The sequence below is a fragment of the uncultured Cellulomonas sp. genome (genome assembly GCF_963527515.1).
GTDB lineage: Bacteria > Actinomycetota > Actinomycetes > Actinomycetales > Cellulomonadaceae > Cellulomonas.
Map to the genome: position 1 here is coordinate 1 of NZ_CAURTV010000016.1, position 14294 is coordinate 14294.

The 14294-nt window shown below is 72.7% G+C and carries 15 protein-coding genes, 3 tRNA genes and 1 pseudogene; 9 read left to right on the forward strand and 10 right to left on the reverse strand.

The annotated features are described in order from the left end of the window. A pseudogene (locus RYN42_RS06510) lies at positions 1-467 on the reverse strand (hypothetical protein); the annotation flags it as partial. A gap of 58 nt (positions 468-525) precedes the next feature. Next, positions 526-1263 carry a DUF2599 domain-containing protein gene (locus RYN42_RS06515; protein ID WP_315094758.1) on the reverse strand — a complete coding sequence of 246 codons (738 nt, stop codon included), beginning with the start codon at positions 1261-1263 and terminating at the stop codon, positions 526-528. A 144-nt stretch (positions 1264-1407) separates the two neighbouring features. Here RYN42_RS06515 and purL point away from each other — a divergent pair, with 144 nt between their 5' ends. The 3 genes from purL to RYN42_RS06530 all read left to right on the forward strand — a co-directional run bounded on the left by purL (position 1408) and on the right by RYN42_RS06530 (position 6443). Continuing rightward, positions 1408-3771: a phosphoribosylformylglycinamidine synthase subunit PurL gene (gene purL, locus RYN42_RS06520; RefSeq protein ID WP_315094760.1), complete on the forward strand. Its 2364-nt coding sequence runs from the start codon at positions 1408-1410 to the stop codon at positions 3769-3771. A 105-nt stretch (positions 3772-3876) separates the two neighbouring features. Then, positions 3877-4890 (forward strand): ribosome small subunit-dependent GTPase A, encoded by a 1014-nt coding sequence (rsgA, locus tag RYN42_RS06525; RefSeq protein WP_315094762.1) that lies wholly within the window; start codon positions 3877-3879, stop codon positions 4888-4890. A 176-nt stretch (positions 4891-5066) separates the two neighbouring features. Beyond that, complete coding sequence (locus RYN42_RS06530) at positions 5067-6443, forward strand: glycoside hydrolase family 6 protein (protein WP_315094764.1); 1377 nt, start codon at positions 5067-5069, stop codon at positions 6441-6443. 4 nt (positions 6444-6447) lie between these two features. On the opposite strand, the gene trpS is transcribed toward RYN42_RS06530, so the two are convergent. Beyond that, entirely contained in the window at positions 6448-7422 is a 975-nt protein-coding gene (gene trpS, locus RYN42_RS06535; protein WP_315094766.1) for a tryptophan--tRNA ligase, read from the reverse strand. 168 nt (positions 7423-7590) lie between these two features. Here trpS and RYN42_RS06540 point away from each other — a divergent pair, with 168 nt between their 5' ends. The 4 genes from RYN42_RS06540 to purM are packed head-to-tail and all read left to right on the forward strand — an operon-like array spanning position 7591 to position 11076. Next, complete coding sequence (locus tag RYN42_RS06540; RefSeq protein ID WP_315094767.1) at positions 7591-7968, forward strand: sterol carrier family protein; 378 nt, start codon at positions 7591-7593, stop codon at positions 7966-7968. A 14-nt stretch (positions 7969-7982) separates the two neighbouring features. Beyond that, a complete protein-coding gene (locus RYN42_RS06545) occupies positions 7983-8360 on the forward strand; it encodes a histidine kinase (protein WP_315094769.1) in 378 nt (125 codons plus the stop codon). Between the two features lie 50 nt (positions 8361-8410). After that, positions 8411-9958 carry an amidophosphoribosyltransferase gene (gene purF / locus RYN42_RS06550; RefSeq protein WP_315094770.1) on the forward strand — a complete coding sequence of 516 codons (1548 nt, stop codon included), beginning with the start codon at positions 8411-8413 and terminating at the stop codon, positions 9956-9958. After that, positions 9955-11076, forward strand: a complete 1122-nt coding sequence (purM, locus tag RYN42_RS06555) for a phosphoribosylformylglycinamidine cyclo-ligase (RefSeq protein ID WP_315094771.1) — start codon at positions 9955-9957, stop codon at positions 11074-11076. Before purF ends, purM begins: the two co-directional genes overlap by 4 nt. A gap of 102 nt (positions 11077-11178) precedes the next feature. Here purM and RYN42_RS06560 read toward each other — a convergent pair whose 3' ends face one another. Further along, positions 11179-11391 (reverse strand): DUF3073 domain-containing protein, encoded by a 213-nt coding sequence (locus RYN42_RS06560; protein WP_056026136.1) that lies wholly within the window; start codon positions 11389-11391, stop codon positions 11179-11181. A gap of 475 nt (positions 11392-11866) precedes the next feature. On the opposite strand from RYN42_RS06560, the gene RYN42_RS06565 reads away from it, so the two are divergent. Then, a complete protein-coding gene (locus tag RYN42_RS06565; RefSeq protein WP_315094779.1) occupies positions 11867-12076 on the forward strand; it encodes a BldC family transcriptional regulator in 210 nt (69 codons plus the stop codon). A gap of 62 nt (positions 12077-12138) precedes the next feature. Here the strand turns inward: RYN42_RS06565 and RYN42_RS06570 are convergent, their stop codons facing one another. From RYN42_RS06570 to RYN42_RS06595, 6 genes are all read right to left on the reverse strand, one after another. Further along, a complete protein-coding gene (locus RYN42_RS06570) occupies positions 12139-12447 on the reverse strand; it encodes a DUF3618 domain-containing protein (RefSeq protein WP_315094781.1) in 309 nt (102 codons plus the stop codon). Continuing rightward, positions 12444-12851: a phage holin family protein gene (locus RYN42_RS06575; RefSeq protein WP_315094783.1), complete on the reverse strand. Its 408-nt coding sequence runs from the start codon at positions 12849-12851 to the stop codon at positions 12444-12446. The genes RYN42_RS06570 and RYN42_RS06575 overlap by 4 nt, the downstream gene beginning before the upstream one ends. Positions 12852-12939: 88 nt before the next feature. Next, on the reverse strand, positions 12940-13380 hold the full coding sequence (locus RYN42_RS06580; RefSeq protein ID WP_315094785.1) for a phage holin family protein: 441 nt from the start codon (positions 13378-13380) through the stop codon (positions 12940-12942). Positions 13381-13501: 121 nt separating this feature from the next. Next, positions 13502-13574 (reverse strand) — tRNA-Phe (locus RYN42_RS06585). Between the two features lie 56 nt (positions 13575-13630). Continuing rightward, positions 13631-13704, reverse strand: a tRNA-Asp gene (locus RYN42_RS06590). A gap of 45 nt (positions 13705-13749) precedes the next feature. Then, positions 13750-13822, reverse strand: a tRNA-Glu gene (locus RYN42_RS06595). Between the two features lie 116 nt (positions 13823-13938). On the opposite strand from RYN42_RS06595, the gene RYN42_RS06600 reads away from it, so the two are divergent. After that, positions 13939-14292, forward strand: a complete 354-nt coding sequence (locus RYN42_RS06600) for a metallopeptidase family protein (protein WP_315094787.1) — start codon at positions 13939-13941, stop codon at positions 14290-14292. Positions 14293-14294 lie beyond the last annotated feature (2 nt).

Sequence of the window (14294 nt, forward strand, 5' to 3'; positions counted from 1 at the left end):
GTCGGGCTGTCGCGGCGGAGCACCGCGACGGCGACGAGCCCGACCACCCAGCCGTGCGCCACGCCCCAGTACGGTCCGGCCCAGAGCGCGGACGGCAGGTCGGTGCCGACCGTCCCCGGCCCGAGCGCGGCGGTCACCAGCTGGCCCAGGACGGCGCCGACCACCGCGGCGAACCAGCACGCCAGCACCACGGTGGTCCGACCGCCCGTGCGGGGACGCAGGACCGCGGACGTGAGCAGCCCGACGACCGCGGCGACCACGGCGGCGCCGGCCAGCCCCGCGAGCACCAGCCGAGGGGTCCCGGTGTGCAGGAGCGACCCCCCGGTGGTGGGCACCAGCAGCTCCGCGAGGACTCCGGCGCCGGACGGCCCCTCCAGCGTGGCGCGCACCGCGCCGCTGAGCAGCCACCCGACCGCCGCTACCAGCGCGGCGGCGCCTGCGGGGGGAATTGTCCGGGTCCGAGGCATGGCCGCGACCGTAGCAGCGGCCGCGTCGGCACCGCGAGGAGCGTTCAGACCGGCGTGCTCAGGGGTTGCAGCGCTCACTGATCATCTCGAGGACGCCGACCTCGGGCCGCCACGGCTCCAGGTTCCAGGTGGCCTTGTCCGGCGCGCCGAGCTCGTGACACTCCAGCTGCGCGCGCATGCCCGGCGTGTCCGCGTCGGGGGCCTGCGCCACCAGCTGCGCCCAGAGCCCTTCCTGCGCGGCCAGGCTGCCGGCGCGTGACCACGCGCTCGGGGTGACGGCGAGCGAGGTGCCGCCCTCGGCCTCGCCCCACACCGCGCTCTGCACGGCGGTGGCGGCCAGCCAGACGGTGGCCGGTCCCGTCGCGTCGACCGTCAGCCGGGCGACCTCGGGGCCGACAGGGGAGAGGCGGGCGCCCCAGGGCTCGGTGGTCAGACCTGCGACGAACGTCCCGGCGGCGTCGCGGACCACCGCCGACCCGTCGGTGAGCACCGCGAGCACCATGCCCACCGGCGCGGCCACCAGGGCGTCCCCGCCGGGCGCCGAGACCCGGACGGAGCCGTCGTCCTGCCCCGTCGCCGCGACGTCGGCGCCGACCACCGAGAGCGAGACGGCGCCGGAGGTGACCACCAGGCCGGTGGAGCGGACGACGGCGGGATCGGTGACATCGACCGACGGGGCCGCGGTGGGGGTGGGTGTCGGCGTCGGCGACGGGGTGAACTGCTCCGCACCGCCCGGGCTGCAGGCGGCGAGCAGCGCCCCCAGCAGCACCGTCACCAGCGCCGCCTGTGCTCTCACCCTCGGAAACGTACCGGCTCGCAGCCCGCGCCGGACGCCGGTCCGCCCCCGTGTACGCCGCCGGTATCCTGTGCGCGTCTGCCGACGTCGGCTGCGCGGCACCCCGAGCCGGCGCCGAGCCACGGGTCTCCACCGAGGGAATCGATGACCACCGCACCTGCGCGCGCCCCCCAGACCGACACCGTCGACGTCGCCGCGGCGACCCCCGACCAGGAGCAGCCGTTCGCCGAGCTGGGCCTGAAGCCGGACGAGTACCAGCGCATCCGCGACATCCTCGGCCGCCGACCCACGGCGGCCGAGCTCGCCATGTACTCGGTGATGTGGTCGGAGCACTGCTCGTACAAGTCGAGCAAGAACCACCTGCGCCAGTTCGGCGACAAGACCACCGACGCCATGCGCGAGCACCTGCTGGTGGGCATCGGCGAGAACGCGGGCGTCGTGGACATCGGCGACGGCTGGGCGGTGACGTTCAAGGTCGAGTCGCACAACCACCCGTCCTACGTGGAGCCGTACCAGGGCGCGGCCACGGGCGTCGGCGGGATCGTGCGCGACATCATCTCGATGGGTGCCCGACCGGTCGCCGTCATGGACCAGCTGCGGTTCGGCGCGGTCGACCACCCCGACACCGCTCGGGTGGTGCACGGCGTGGTGGCCGGCGTCGGCGGCTACGGCAACTCCCTCGGCCTGCCCAACATCGGCGGCGAGCTGGTGTTCGACGCCTCCTACCAGGGCAACCCGCTGGTCAACGCCCTGTGCCTGGGCGTGCTGCGGCACGAGGACATCCACCTCGCCAACGCGTCCGGGACGGGCAACAAGATCGTCCTGTTCGGTGCGCGCACGGGCGGCGACGGCATCGGCGGCGCGTCGATCCTCGCGTCCGAGACCTTCGACGACACCAAGCCCTCCAAGCGCCCGTCGGTGCAGGTGGGCGACCCGTTCATGGAGAAGGTGCTCATCGAGTGCTGCCTCGAGCTCTACGCCGCGCGCGTGGTCGAGGGCATCCAGGACCTGGGCGCGGCCGGCATCTCCTGCGCGACCAGCGAGCTGGCGTCCAACGGTGACGGCGGCATGCACGTGGACCTGGAGAACGTGCTGCTGCGCGACCCGTCCCTGACCGCCGGCGAGATCCTCATGTCGGAGTCGCAGGAGCGGATGATGGCCGTGGTCCGGCCCGACCAGCTCGATGCGTTCCTGGCCATCACCGGCAGGTGGGACGTCGAGACGGCGGTGATCGGCGAGGTCACCGGCACCGGGCGCCTCACCATCGACCACCACGGGCTGCGGATCGTCGACGTCGACCCGAAGACCGTCGCGCACGAGGGACCCGTCTACGACCGCCCGTACGCGCGTCCGGCCTGGCAGGACGCGCTCAACGCCGACACCGTCGCCCACCACCCGCGTCCGTCGACCGCCGCCGAGCTGCGCGCCACGGTCCTGCAGCTCCTGGCCAGCCCGAACCTGGCGTCCAAGGCGTGGGTGACCAACCAGTACGACCGGTTCGTGCAGGGCAACACCGCGCTCGCGCAGCCCGACGACTCCGGCGTCATCCGGGTCGACGAGACCACCGGGCTCGGCGTCGCGCTGGCCACGGACGCCAACGGCCGGTACGCCAAGCTCGACCCGTACACCGGCGCCCAGCTGGCGCTCGCCGAGGCGTACCGGAACGTGGCGACGACCGGCGCCCGCCCGCTGGCGGTGACCGACTGCCTCAACTTCGGCAGCCCCGAGCACCCCGACTCGATGTGGCAGCTGGTGGAGGCGATCCGTGGCCTGGCGGACGCCTGCGAGGTGCTCGAGGTCCCGGTCACCGGCGGCAACGTGTCGCTCTACAACGGCACCGGCGAGCCCGGCCTGATCGACTCGGCCATCCACCCGACGCCGGTGGTCGGCGTGCTGGGCGTGCTCGACGACGTCGCCGACGCCACCGGGTCCGGCTGGACCGCACCCGGGCAGGCCGTCTACCTGCTCGGCACCACCCGCCCTGAGCTCGACGGCTCCGCCTGGGCCGACGTGGTGCACGGGCACCTGGGCGGTCTGCCGCCCGCGGTCGACCTGGGTGCGGAGCGCCGGCTGGCCACCGTGCTGGCGCACGCTAGCCGCGACGACCTGGTCGACGCCGCGCACGACCTGTCGGAGGGCGGCCTGGCGCAGGCGCTCGTCGAGTCGAGCCTGCGCTACGGGGTCGGCGTGCAGATCTCGCTGGACCCGATCTGCGAGCGCGACGGCGTCAGCCCGTTCGAGGCCCTGTTCTCCGAGTCGACCGCTCGGGTGCTCGTCGCGGTGCCCCGCTCGGAGGAGGTCCGCCTGGTCGACCTCTGCACCGCGCGCGGCGTCCCGACCCTGCGCCTGGGCGAGACCGCCGAGTCCTGCTCGCCGGGTGCCGGCACGCCGGTCGACGAGTCCGAGCACGTGCACGGCCCGGCCGTCGAGGTCCAGGGTCTGTTCACCCTGCCCCTGCCGGAGGCCCGCGAGGTCTTCGAGGCAACCCTCCCGCACTGGTTCGGCTGACGAGAACAACGTGGGTGCCGTTCTGCACCCTCGGAACGGCACCCACGTTGTTCTCGCACGGTATTTCCGTCGCGGCGGGCGCCCGGCGCTCCTACCGTCGGGAACGTGCCAGGTGATCTGTTCCGCGTCGTCCGCGCCGACAAGGGCGCGGTCCTCGTGCTGCCCGCGGACGGGCTCGACGACGCCCACGAGCTGCGCCGACTGACGCTCGACCGGGACGGCCTGCTCACCACGGACGACGGCGACCGGCTCCCCCCGACGGTCGGCGACTGGCTGCGCGTCGACGACGCCACGCCCGTCCTGCAGCGCCGGACCACCGCCCTGGTCCGGGACACCGCCGGCGCCACCTCCCGGGTCCAGGCGCTGGCCGCGAACATCGACGTCGTCCTCGTGGTCGAGCACCTGGAGCCGGACCCGGACCTCGGCCGCGTCGAGCGGCTGCTCACGCTGGCGTGGCGGTCGGGCGCCACCCCCGTCGTCGTGCTCACCAAGGCGGACCTGGTCCCCGACCCGGAGGGCATGAGCGCCGAGGTCGCGGCCGTGGCGCTCGCGGTCGACGTGCACACCGTCAGCGTGCCCACCGGTCAGGGCCTCGAAGCCGTCCGCGCGCTGCTGGTGCCGGGCACCACGCTCGTCGTCGTCGGCCCCTCGGGCGCCGGGAAGTCGACCCTGGTCAACGCGCTGGCGGGTCGCGAGCTCATGGCGACCGGCGGGCTGCGGGCCGACGGACGCGGCCGGCACACGACCACGCACCGCGAGCTGGTCCCTCTGGCCGACGGGGTCATGCTCATCGACACCCCCGGCATCCGAGGGGTCGGTGTGGTCGCGGACGCCGACGCGCTGGACACCACGTTCGCCGACGTCGCCGCACTGGTCGCCGCGTGCCGGTTCGCCGACTGCCACCACACCGGGGAGCCGGGCTGCGCGGTCCAGGCCGCCCTCGACAGCGGTGAGCTGCCCGAGCGCCGGTTCGAGAGCTGGCGCCGGCTGGCCAAGGAGGCTGCCTACCAGGCCCGCCGGTCCGACGTCCGGCTGCGCGCCGAGGAGCGGGACCGGTGGAAGAAGATCACGAAGGAGTACCAGCGGGGCCTGCGCGGACCTGGGCGCCCGCGCGGCTGAGACCGGACGCGGAAGCGCATCGACGGGCACCTTGGCGCGCCTAATCGTTTCGGATCGGCCCGAGCGCTCGCCAGACGGCCGTGCCGTCGGGTTTCCTCGACGGGACCGGGGTGCACCGACGTCGACGTGGACGCCGAGCACGCCCCCGACCAGCGTCGCTAGTCCCGAGGAGATCCATGCCCACCCGCAGAAGTGCCACCGCGCTGCTCGCCGCCGCGGCCGTCGCGGTCGCCGGCCTCACCGCCGTCACCGCCGCCACCGCCGCGCAGGCCGCCACCGGCTGCAAGGTCGAGTACCGCGTCACCAACCAGTGGGGCGGCGGCTTCGGCGCTGACGTGACCGTCACCAACCTGGGCGACCCGGTCAGCTCCTGGAACGTCGGCTGGACGTTCACCGCCGGGCAGAAGATCACCCAGCTGTGGAACGGTACGGCCACCACCAGCGGGTCGACGGTCTCGGTCGCGAGCCTCCCGTACAACGGCTCGCTGGCCACCGCCGCGAAGACCAACTTCGGCTTCAACGGCTCGTGGAGCGGCTCGAACCCCGTGCCCGGCTCCTTCGCCGTCAACGGCACGGTCTGCACGGGGACCACCCCGACCGCCACGCCGACGCCGACGCCCACCACCCCGACCCCGACCCCGACGGTGACCGTGACACCCACACCCACACCCACTCCGACCCCCACTCCCACCGCGACGCCCACCCCGCAGCCGACCAGCGGCTTCTACGTCGACCCGGCCACGCAGGGCTACCGGGCGTGGCAGAGCGCCGGTGGCACCGACAAGGCACTGCTCGAGAAGATCGCCCTCACCCCGCAGGCGTACTGGGTGGGCAACTGGGCCGACTCGGCGCACGCCCGGGCCGAGGTGGCCGACTACACCGGCCGCGCCGTCGCCGCGGGCAAGACGCCGATGCTCGTGGTCTACGCGATCCCCGGCCGTGACTGCGGCTCCTACTCCGGCGGCGGCGTCGCCGAGAGCGCCTACGCGGCCTGGATCGACACGGTCGCGTCCGGCATCCAGGGCAACCCGTACGTGATCCTCGAGCCGGACGCGCTGGCCCAGCTGGGTGACTGCAACGGCCAGGGCGACCGCATCGGCTTCCTCAAGTACGCCGCCAAGGCGCTGACCCTGAAGGGTGCCCGCGTCTACATCGACGCCGGCCACTCGTCGTGGCTGCCGGTCAGCACCGCCGTGAGCCGACTCAACCAGGTCGGCTTCGAGTACGCGGTCGGGTTCGCGCTCAACACGTCGAACTACCAGACGACCGCCGCGTCGAAGTCCTACGGCCAGCAGATCTCCCAGCAGCTGGGCGGCAAGAAGTTCGTCATCGACACGTCGCGCAACGGCAACGGCTCCAACGGCGAGTGGTGCAACCCCCGCGGCCGGGCCCTCGGCGAGAAGCCGACGCTGGTCAACGACGGCTCGGGTCTCGACGCCCTCCTGTGGGTCAAGCTGCCCGGCGAGTCCGACGGCACCTGCAACGGCGGCCCGTCCGCCGGCGCCTGGTTCCAGGAGATCGCCCTGGAGCTGGCCCGCAACGCGAGGTGGTGAACCCTCAGCGGTAGACCATCCCCATGAGCTCGCGGACGTCACAGATCGTGGCGTCCGCGAGCTCGTTCGCGCGGGCGTTCCCCTCCTCCAGGATGTCGGCCACCAGTCCCGGCTCCGCCGCGAAGAGCGCGCGGCGTGCGCGCAGGGGAGCCAGGTGGTCGACGAGGGCGTCCGCCACCAAGGCCTTCAGGTGCCCGGCGCCTCGGCTCCCGAGCTCGTCGGCGATCGCCTCCGGCGGGACGCCCGTGCACAGTGAGCCGAGGAGGAGCAGGTTGGCCACCTCGGGGCGCGACGCCGGGTCGAAGGTGATGTGCCGGTCGGCGTCCGTCTTCGCGGACCGGATCGCCCGCACGGTCTCGTCGGCGCTCGCGCGCAGCTCGATGGCGTTCCCACGGCTCTTGCTCATCTTGCGGCCGTCGGTGCCCAGGACCACCGGTGCCTCGGACAGCAGCGCTTCGGGCTCCGTGAAGCACGGGCCGTAACGGGCGGTGAAACGCCGCACGATCGTCCGGGTGAGCTCCAGGTGCGGCAGCTGGTCCTTGCCCACGGGCACCACGGTGGCGTGGCAGAACAGGATGTCGGCCGCCTGGTGCACGGGATAGGTGAGCAGGAGCCCGGACAGCGAGCGCCCCGAGTCGGCGAGCTCCTGCTTGACGGTCGGGTTCCGCTCCAGCTCCGCCGCGCTCACCAGCGACAGGAACGGGAGCATCAGCTGGTGCAGGGCGGTCACCGCACTGTGCGTGAAGATCGTCGCAGTGTCGGGGTCGATCCCGGCGGCCAGGTGGTCGAGCACGATCTCGCGCACGTTCCCGCCGATGTCACCTGCCACCTCCCGGTCGGTGATCACCTGGTAGTCGGCGAGGACGAGGAACGTCTCGACCCCGGAGCGCTGCAGGCGGATGCGGTTGGCCACGGTGCCGAACAGGTGGCCGACGTGCAGCGGACCGGTGGGACGCTCACCGGTGAGCATGCGGGACATGGGGCTCCTTCGAGGAACGAGAGCCGCGCACGTGCCCGGAGACAGAACTGCCCCCGATGCCGCGTGAGCAGCTCGGGGGCAGGACGACCGCGGGCTGCGTCTAGTGCAGCCAGCGCCAGGTCGTCGAGGACATGGGGTGCACAGTAGCGGACCAGGCACAATCGCCCCATGCCTCCGCGCCGCCGCACCGACCCCGCCGACGGGCGCGCCGCGCTCGCGGTGTGGCGCTCCGACCCGGCCGGCGTCCCGACGCCCGCGCGCAGGACCGCGGTCCGGTTCACGCTCGAGGAGCTGGCGGAGGTCGCCCCCGGGAACGCCGTGGAGGTCCGCGTGCCTCCGGACGGAGCGGTGCAGGCGGTGGAGGGTCCTCGGCACACCCGCGGCACCCCGCCGAACGTGGTCGAGACGGATGCCCAGACGTGGCTCGGCCTGGCGACGGGCGCACTGACCTGGGACGACGCCGTGGCGTCGGGGAGGATCCGGGCGTCGGGGGAGCGCGCGGACCTGCGCGAGTGGCTCCCGCTGCAGGCGGCCCGGACCCGCTGACCTAAGATCACGGGGTGCCCGACGACGACCCCCAGCCCGACGTGACGCCCGAGCCGGTCCTCGATGCGCGCGGCGTGCCGATCCCGTCGGAGCAGGAGCTGGCCGCGGTCGCCGAGCCGGCGGTCGTCCGTCACGCCCCGAAGTACGGCGCGTTCCTCACCGCTGGTGCGCTGGTCGGCATCGTCGTCGCCCTGGTCCTGGTTGCGATCATCCGGCCGGCGGCACCGTGGGTGGCGGACGGCTCCGGGTTCATCTCGTTCCTCGACGGCGAGGGTGCCGTCCGCACGGTCATGGCCGTCGCCGGCGCGGTGCTCGGGGCGTTCGTCGGCGGCGCGCTGGCCGTGCTGGCGGACCGGCGCAGCGTCCGCAGGGCGCACTCCGCCGACGTCTGACAGGTGGTCGGGTCCGCGGCGCGCTCGCGGGCGTGTGCGAGCATAGGGACGTGGCCCCCCGCGCAGACGGACGTCTGAACCACGACCTCCTCCCCAACGAAAAAGGCCCCCAGGACGCCTGTGGCGTCTTCGGTGTGTGGGCCCCCGGCGAGGAGGTCGCCAAGCTCACCTACTTCGGCCTCTACGCGCTGCAGCACCGCGGCCAGGAGTCGGCGGGCATCGCCACCTCCAACGGCCAGCAGCTGCTCGTCTACAAGGACATGGGCCTGGTGTCCCAGGTCTTCGACGAGACCGCGCTCAACGCCCTGCAGGGGTACATCGCGATCGGGCACACCCGGTACTCGACCACCGGCGGCAGCACCTGGGAGAACGCGCAGCCGACGCTCGGGCCCACGGCCGCCGGCACGGTCGCCCTCGGGCACAACGGCAACCTCACCAACACCGCCGAGCTGGTCGACCTGGTCGCCGAGCGCTACGGCAGCCAGCGGCGCGGCGAGCTCGCCCGCGGCAACACCACCGACACGGCGCTGATCACCGCGCTGCTGGCGGGGGACCCCGACCACACCCTCGAGGCCACCGCGCTCGAGGTGCTGCCGCGGCTGCGCGGTGCGTTCAGCCTGGTGTTCATGGACGAGCACACCCTTTACGCAGCTCGGGATCCGCAGGGCGTCCGTCCGCTGGTCCTCGGCCGGCTGGAGCGCGGCTGGGTGGTGGCCAGCGAGACCCCGGCGCTCGACATCGTCGGCGCCTCGTTCGTCCGCGAGATCGAGCCCGGCGAGTTCATCGCCATCGACGCCGACGGGCTGCGCAGCAGCCGGTTCGCGAAGGTCGACCGTGCCGGGTGCGTGTTCGAGTACGTCTACCTGGCCCGCCCGGACACCTCGATCGCCGGCCGCTCGGTGCACGCCGCCCGCGTCGCCATGGGCCGACGCCTGGCCATCGAGCACCCCGTCGAGGCGGACCTGGTCATCCCCGTGCCCGAGTCCGGCACGCCCGCCGCGGTCGGCTACGCCGCTGAGTCCGGCATCACGTTCGGCCAGGGGCTGACCAAGAACGCCTACGTCGGCCGCACGTTCATCCAGCCCTCGCAGACCCTGCGCCAGCTCGGCATCCGGCTCAAGCTCAACCCGCTCAAGGACGTCATCCGCGGCAAGCGCCTGGTGGTCGTCGACGACTCGATCGTCCGCGGGAACACCCAGCGCGCGCTCGTCCGGATGCTCCGGGAGGCCGGCGCCGCCGAGGTGCACGTGCGCATCAGCTCCCCGCCGGTGAAGTGGCCGTGCTTCTACGGCATCGACTTCGCGTCCCGCGCCGAGCTCATCGCCAACGGCCTGGGGGTCGACGAGATCGCCGCGTCGCTGGGCGCGGACTCGCTCGGCTACATCTCCCCGGAGGGCATGATCGCCGCCACCCAGCAGCCGGCGTCGCAGCTGTGCGCCGCCTGCTTCACGGGTCAGTACCCCATCGAGCTGCCGCCGGACGACCGGCTGGGCAAGTTCCTGCTCGAGCAGAACGAGCTGCCGCTCGGCGCCCCGGAGGACGGTCTGCTCTCGATCGTGCCCGGCGCCGGTGGCGCGAGCGCCCTGGACCACCCGTGACCGGCCCGCAGGTCACCTATGCCACGGCCGGGGTCGACACCGAGGCCGGTGACCGGGCCGTCGAGCTGATGAAGGACGCGGTGCGCGCGACGCACGGGCCGCAGGTGCTCGGCGGTGTCGGCGGCTTCGCCGGCCTGTACGACGCCAGCGCCCTGCTCGCGTACCGCAAGCCGCTGCTGGCCACCTCGACCGACGGCGTCGGCACCAAGGTCGCCATCGCCCAGGCGCTCGACCTCCACGACACCATCGGGTTCGACCTGGTGGGCATGGTCGTCGACGACATCGTCGTGGTCGGCGCGAAGCCCTTGTTCATGACCGACTACATCGCGTGCGGCCGCGTGGTACCGGAGCGCATCGCCGGCATCGTGCGCGGCATCGCGGCCGCGTGCTCGGTCGCGGGAACCGCCCTGGTCGGAGGGGAGACCGCCGAGCACCCCGGACTGCTGGGTCCCGACGAGTACGACGTGGCCGGTGCGGCGACGGGCGTCGTCGAGGCCGATCGCCTGCTGGGACCCGAGCGGGTGCGCGCCGGTGACGTGCTCCTCGCGCTGGGGTCGAGCGGGCTGCACTCCAACGGCTACTCGCTCGTGCGCAAGGTGGTGTCGGTGGCCGGCTGGGCGCTGGACCGGCACGTCGACGAGCTGGGCCGCACGCTCGGCGAGGAGCTGCTGGAGCCCACCCGCGTCTACGCGAGCGACTGCCTGGCGCTGGCCGAGCGCGCCGGTGTCGACGGGCTGCACGCCTACAGCCACGTGACCGGCGGGGGACTGGCGTCGAACGTCGCGCGCGTCCTGCCACAGGGGCTGGTGGCGGACATCGACCGCGCGGGCTGGACCCTGCCGCCGATCTTCTCGCTGGTGCAGCGCCTGGGTCAGGTGCCGTGGACCGACCTGGAGGGCACGCTCAACCTGGGCGTCGGCATGGTGGCCATCGTCGCCGCCGACGCCGCGGACGGAGTGCTGGCGCACGCCGCCGAGCTGGGCCTGCCGGCGTGGGAGCTGGGCACCGTCCGGCACACCGACCCCACCCGGGACGTCGTCGGTGCACCCGGGTTCGTGGCGGGCACCAAGGGCGTGCACGGCGGAGCCGTCCGGCTCACGGGGGAGTACCGGGGCTGAGCCCGGGGGATCGATCAGCGACCACGGCGCCCTGAGCACCGACCGTCGCCGTGCAGCGCACGAGGACGTGGTCGGTGGTCGGGGTGTCAGTCCACGACCGCGTCAGCGGTCGTCGTCGGACCAGCGCCGGTAGTCGTCGCTGTCGTCGTCAGTGTCCGTCTCGACGACCGCACGAGGGCGGTTGTCCGTGACGACATCGTTGTGGCCGTGCGACGTGAGCTCCTGCTCGAGAGCTCGGTAGTTGGTCTCCGGGCTGAAGTACTTCAGCTCCCGGGCCACCTTCGTCTGCTTAGCCTTCTGACGGCCGCGCCCCATGGCATCGACCCCCTCTTACGTGGATGCGGGGCGGCTCCGTGCTGACACGTGCGGCCCCGGGGTGCTGAATCGTCTCTTCGTGGGGCAACGGTACATGGTCGTTCGCTATTCCGACCACTCGCTGCGGGCGACACTCGTCACGTCGAGCCGGACCCACGTCCAACGCCCGGTGGACGGTCCGGGGCGTGCCGGCGTGTATGACCGATTGGTCGGGTTTACGCTGGACGCACTGCACGGAGAAGTCGGGCAGTTGTCGAAGTGATTGAGAGTCATGCAGGAAGCCGTGACCGGACTGTGTCCGGGAACGGGGTGTGTGAGGCTTTCGTTCATGCTAGTGGGGCGATGTCGTGATTGCGCGGTTCACGCCGTAGGCTGAGCGCGTTGACAACGTTTCACATCCGTATGACCGCACCTGAACTGGCCGGGACCGAACCACTGTCGGGCCCAGGGCCGCACGCTTGCCAGGAGGCAGCAGATGAACGCACACACCACTGACTCGGAAGCCCTGCTCACCCCCTCCGAGGTCGCGACGCTCTTCCGCGTCGACCCCAAGACCGTCACCCGCTGGGCGAAGGCCGGGAAGCTCTCGTCCATCCGCACGCTGGGTGGACACCGCCGCTACCGCGAGTCCGAGGTGCGTGACCTCCTCAACGGCGTCCCGCAGCAGCGCCCGTCGGAGGGCTGACCAAGCTCCAGGCATCACGACTGCGAGGGTCGCGCTGGCGCGACCCTCGCAGTCGTCGCGTCTCAGCCCTTGCGGCGCCCGGCGACGACGAGCGCCACCAGGGCGGCCACTCCCGCCACGGCCCCACCGAGCACGGCGAGCGCCTTCTTGCGGGCGTCCGGCGCGGCGTCACCGCTCACGGCGTCGCTCACCAGCCGGCGCCCCGACTCCACGGCGCGGACGGCCTGGGCGCGCGGGTCCAGGCGTGCCACCAGCTCGTCCACGGTCGACGCCAGCTGGGCGCGGGTCACCGCGAGCTCGGCCTCGAGGGCCTGCATCTGCGGGGTGGTGAACGGGGTGGTCCCCGTCGTGTCGTTCGACTCGTCGCTCATGCCGTGAACCCCGCCTTGACCGCCGCGATGTCTTCCTGGACGCTCTCGATCGCCGTGGCCGGCGTGGGAGGCGAGCCGGCCTTGATCCGGTTGATGCCGATGAGCACCAGCACCACGATGACCAGCAGCAGCGCCACGCACACGATGAGCGCCGCCAGCCACAGGGCGAGCCAGATGTCGAGCACGATGATCGTCAGGGCGATGCCGGCGCCGAGCAGGTAGAGCGCGAGCACACCGCCGACGGCGAGCAGCGCCGCGCCGACGCCCAGCCGCTGCGCACGTCCGGTGATCTCGGCCTTCGCCAGGTCGATCTCGGCCCGGACGAGCCGGCCCGCCTGCTCGCTGAGATCGGACACCAACTGGCCCAGCGACTTCTCGCCCGGCGGTCCCGACTGGCTGGTCATGGATACGGCCTCTCGTCTGCACGTCTGTCAGAGCACTCAGTCTGGCGGTCGGGGATCGCGGGCGCGAGGGGAGCGGCCCGCGGGCGGGTCAGTCCGCCCAGGGGTGCACCTGCTCCTCGGCCGGGTGGACGGGCTCGTGGATGCGCACGACCGACATCGCCGGCCCGGCGGGCAGGCGTCGCTTGGCCCACGCCGCGATGCCCGAAGCGATGAGCACGAGCGCGACGCCGACGAGCAGCGCGGCGAGCCACGCGTCGACCGCGTGCGCGAGGCCCAGGACGGCGGCCGTGATCAGGAGCGCCAGGCCGAACACGCTCAGCAGCGCGGCGACGGCGAACCCGATGGCCGCCGGACGCACCTCGACGGCGCGCGTCCGGACGCTGCGGGTGACCGCGTCGATCTCGTTCTGGATGGCCTCGCGGACGTGACCCTCGGCCTGCTCGAACTTCTCCCGTGCCCGGTCCGTGAACGGATCGGTGAGCCGGTCGAAGAAGCTGCGGGGTCGATCGTCACCGGGGGTGCTGGCCATGGGGTCCTCCTCGAGCGGCGTGCGGTGCGGCCAGCCTAGGAGCAGAAGCGCTGGTGACGGAGTTGCCGCGCGCCGGGACGACGAAGCCCCGCGCCGGATGGTCCGGGCGGGGCTCCTGAGGTGGCCACTGGCAGGGTCGAACTGCCGACCTTTCGATTTTCAGTCGAACGCTCTACCAACTGAGCTAAGTGGCCGAAACGACGCGGCCCGGCCTCTGCGCGTCGCAGAACTGCTGACCGGGCGTATCGAGCGACCCCGACGGGACTTGAACCCGCGACCTCCGCCGTGACAGGGCGGCGCGCTAACCAACTGCGCTACGGGGCCTTGAACTGCTGCAAGGCCGTCCTGCTGATCCTGCTGAACTGCTCGTACCCCCAACGGGATTCGAACCCGTGCTACCGCCGTGAAAGGGCGGGGTCCTAGGCCGCTAGACGATGGGGGCTTGTCCAGTGCGAACATCCAACCCCCAACGCCGAGGCGCCGGATGACCGGTGATGAGCATACGGGTTCGATGGCCGGAACTCCAAAGCGATGGTGTGAGCAGGCAGGATGATGCCCATGGTCGAGATGTCGAGCGCCGAGTTCGAGGACGCCGTCCGGGATGCGCTCGACGAGATCCCCGACGAGCTCGCCGCGATGATGGACAACGTCGTGGTGCTGGTGGAGGACGAGGCCCCCGAGGGGGAGGTCGAGCTGCTCGGGCTGTACGAGGGCACGCCGCTGACCGAGCGCGGCGAGTTCTGGGCCGCGGGGTCGCTGCCGGACCGCATCACGATCTTCCGGCTGCCCACGCTCGCCATCTGCGACGACCGCGCGGACGTGGTCGAGGAGGTGGCCGTCACGGTCGTGCACGAGATCGCCCACCACTTCGGCATCGGCGACGAGCGGCTGCACGAGCTGGGCTGGGCCTGACC

What these genes read in the sequence shown, in the direction of transcription:
- purL (WP_315094760.1), top strand. Translation starts at nt 1,408, where the DNA reads ATGACCACCGCACCTGCGCGCGCCCCCCAGACCGACACCGTCGACGTC.
- RYN42_RS06575 (WP_315094783.1), bottom strand. Translation starts at nt 12,851, where the DNA reads ATGACCAGCCAGTCGGGACCGCCGGGCGAGAAGTCGCTGGGCCAGTTG.
- RYN42_RS06570 (WP_315094781.1), bottom strand. Translation starts at nt 12,447, where the DNA reads ATGAGCGACGAGTCGAACGACACGACGGGGACCACCCCGTTCACCACC.
- RYN42_RS06560 (WP_056026136.1), bottom strand. Translation starts at nt 11,391, where the DNA reads ATGGGGCGCGGCCGTCAGAAGGCTAAGCAGACGAAGGTGGCCCGGGAG.
- trpS (WP_315094766.1), bottom strand. Translation starts at nt 7,422, where the DNA reads ATGTCCCGCATGCTCACCGGTGAGCGTCCCACCGGTCCGCTGCACGTC.
- RYN42_RS06580 (WP_315094785.1), bottom strand. Translation starts at nt 13,380, where the DNA reads ATGGCCAGCACCCCCGGTGACGATCGACCCCGCAGCTTCTTCGACCGG.
- RYN42_RS06530 (WP_315094764.1), top strand. Translation starts at nt 5,067, where the DNA reads ATGCCCACCCGCAGAAGTGCCACCGCGCTGCTCGCCGCCGCGGCCGTC.
- RYN42_RS06540 (WP_315094767.1), top strand. Translation starts at nt 7,591, where the DNA reads ATGCCTCCGCGCCGCCGCACCGACCCCGCCGACGGGCGCGCCGCGCTC.
- RYN42_RS06600 (WP_315094787.1), top strand. Translation starts at nt 13,939, where the DNA reads ATGGTCGAGATGTCGAGCGCCGAGTTCGAGGACGCCGTCCGGGATGCG.
- RYN42_RS06565 (WP_315094779.1), top strand. Translation starts at nt 11,867, where the DNA reads ATGAACGCACACACCACTGACTCGGAAGCCCTGCTCACCCCCTCCGAG.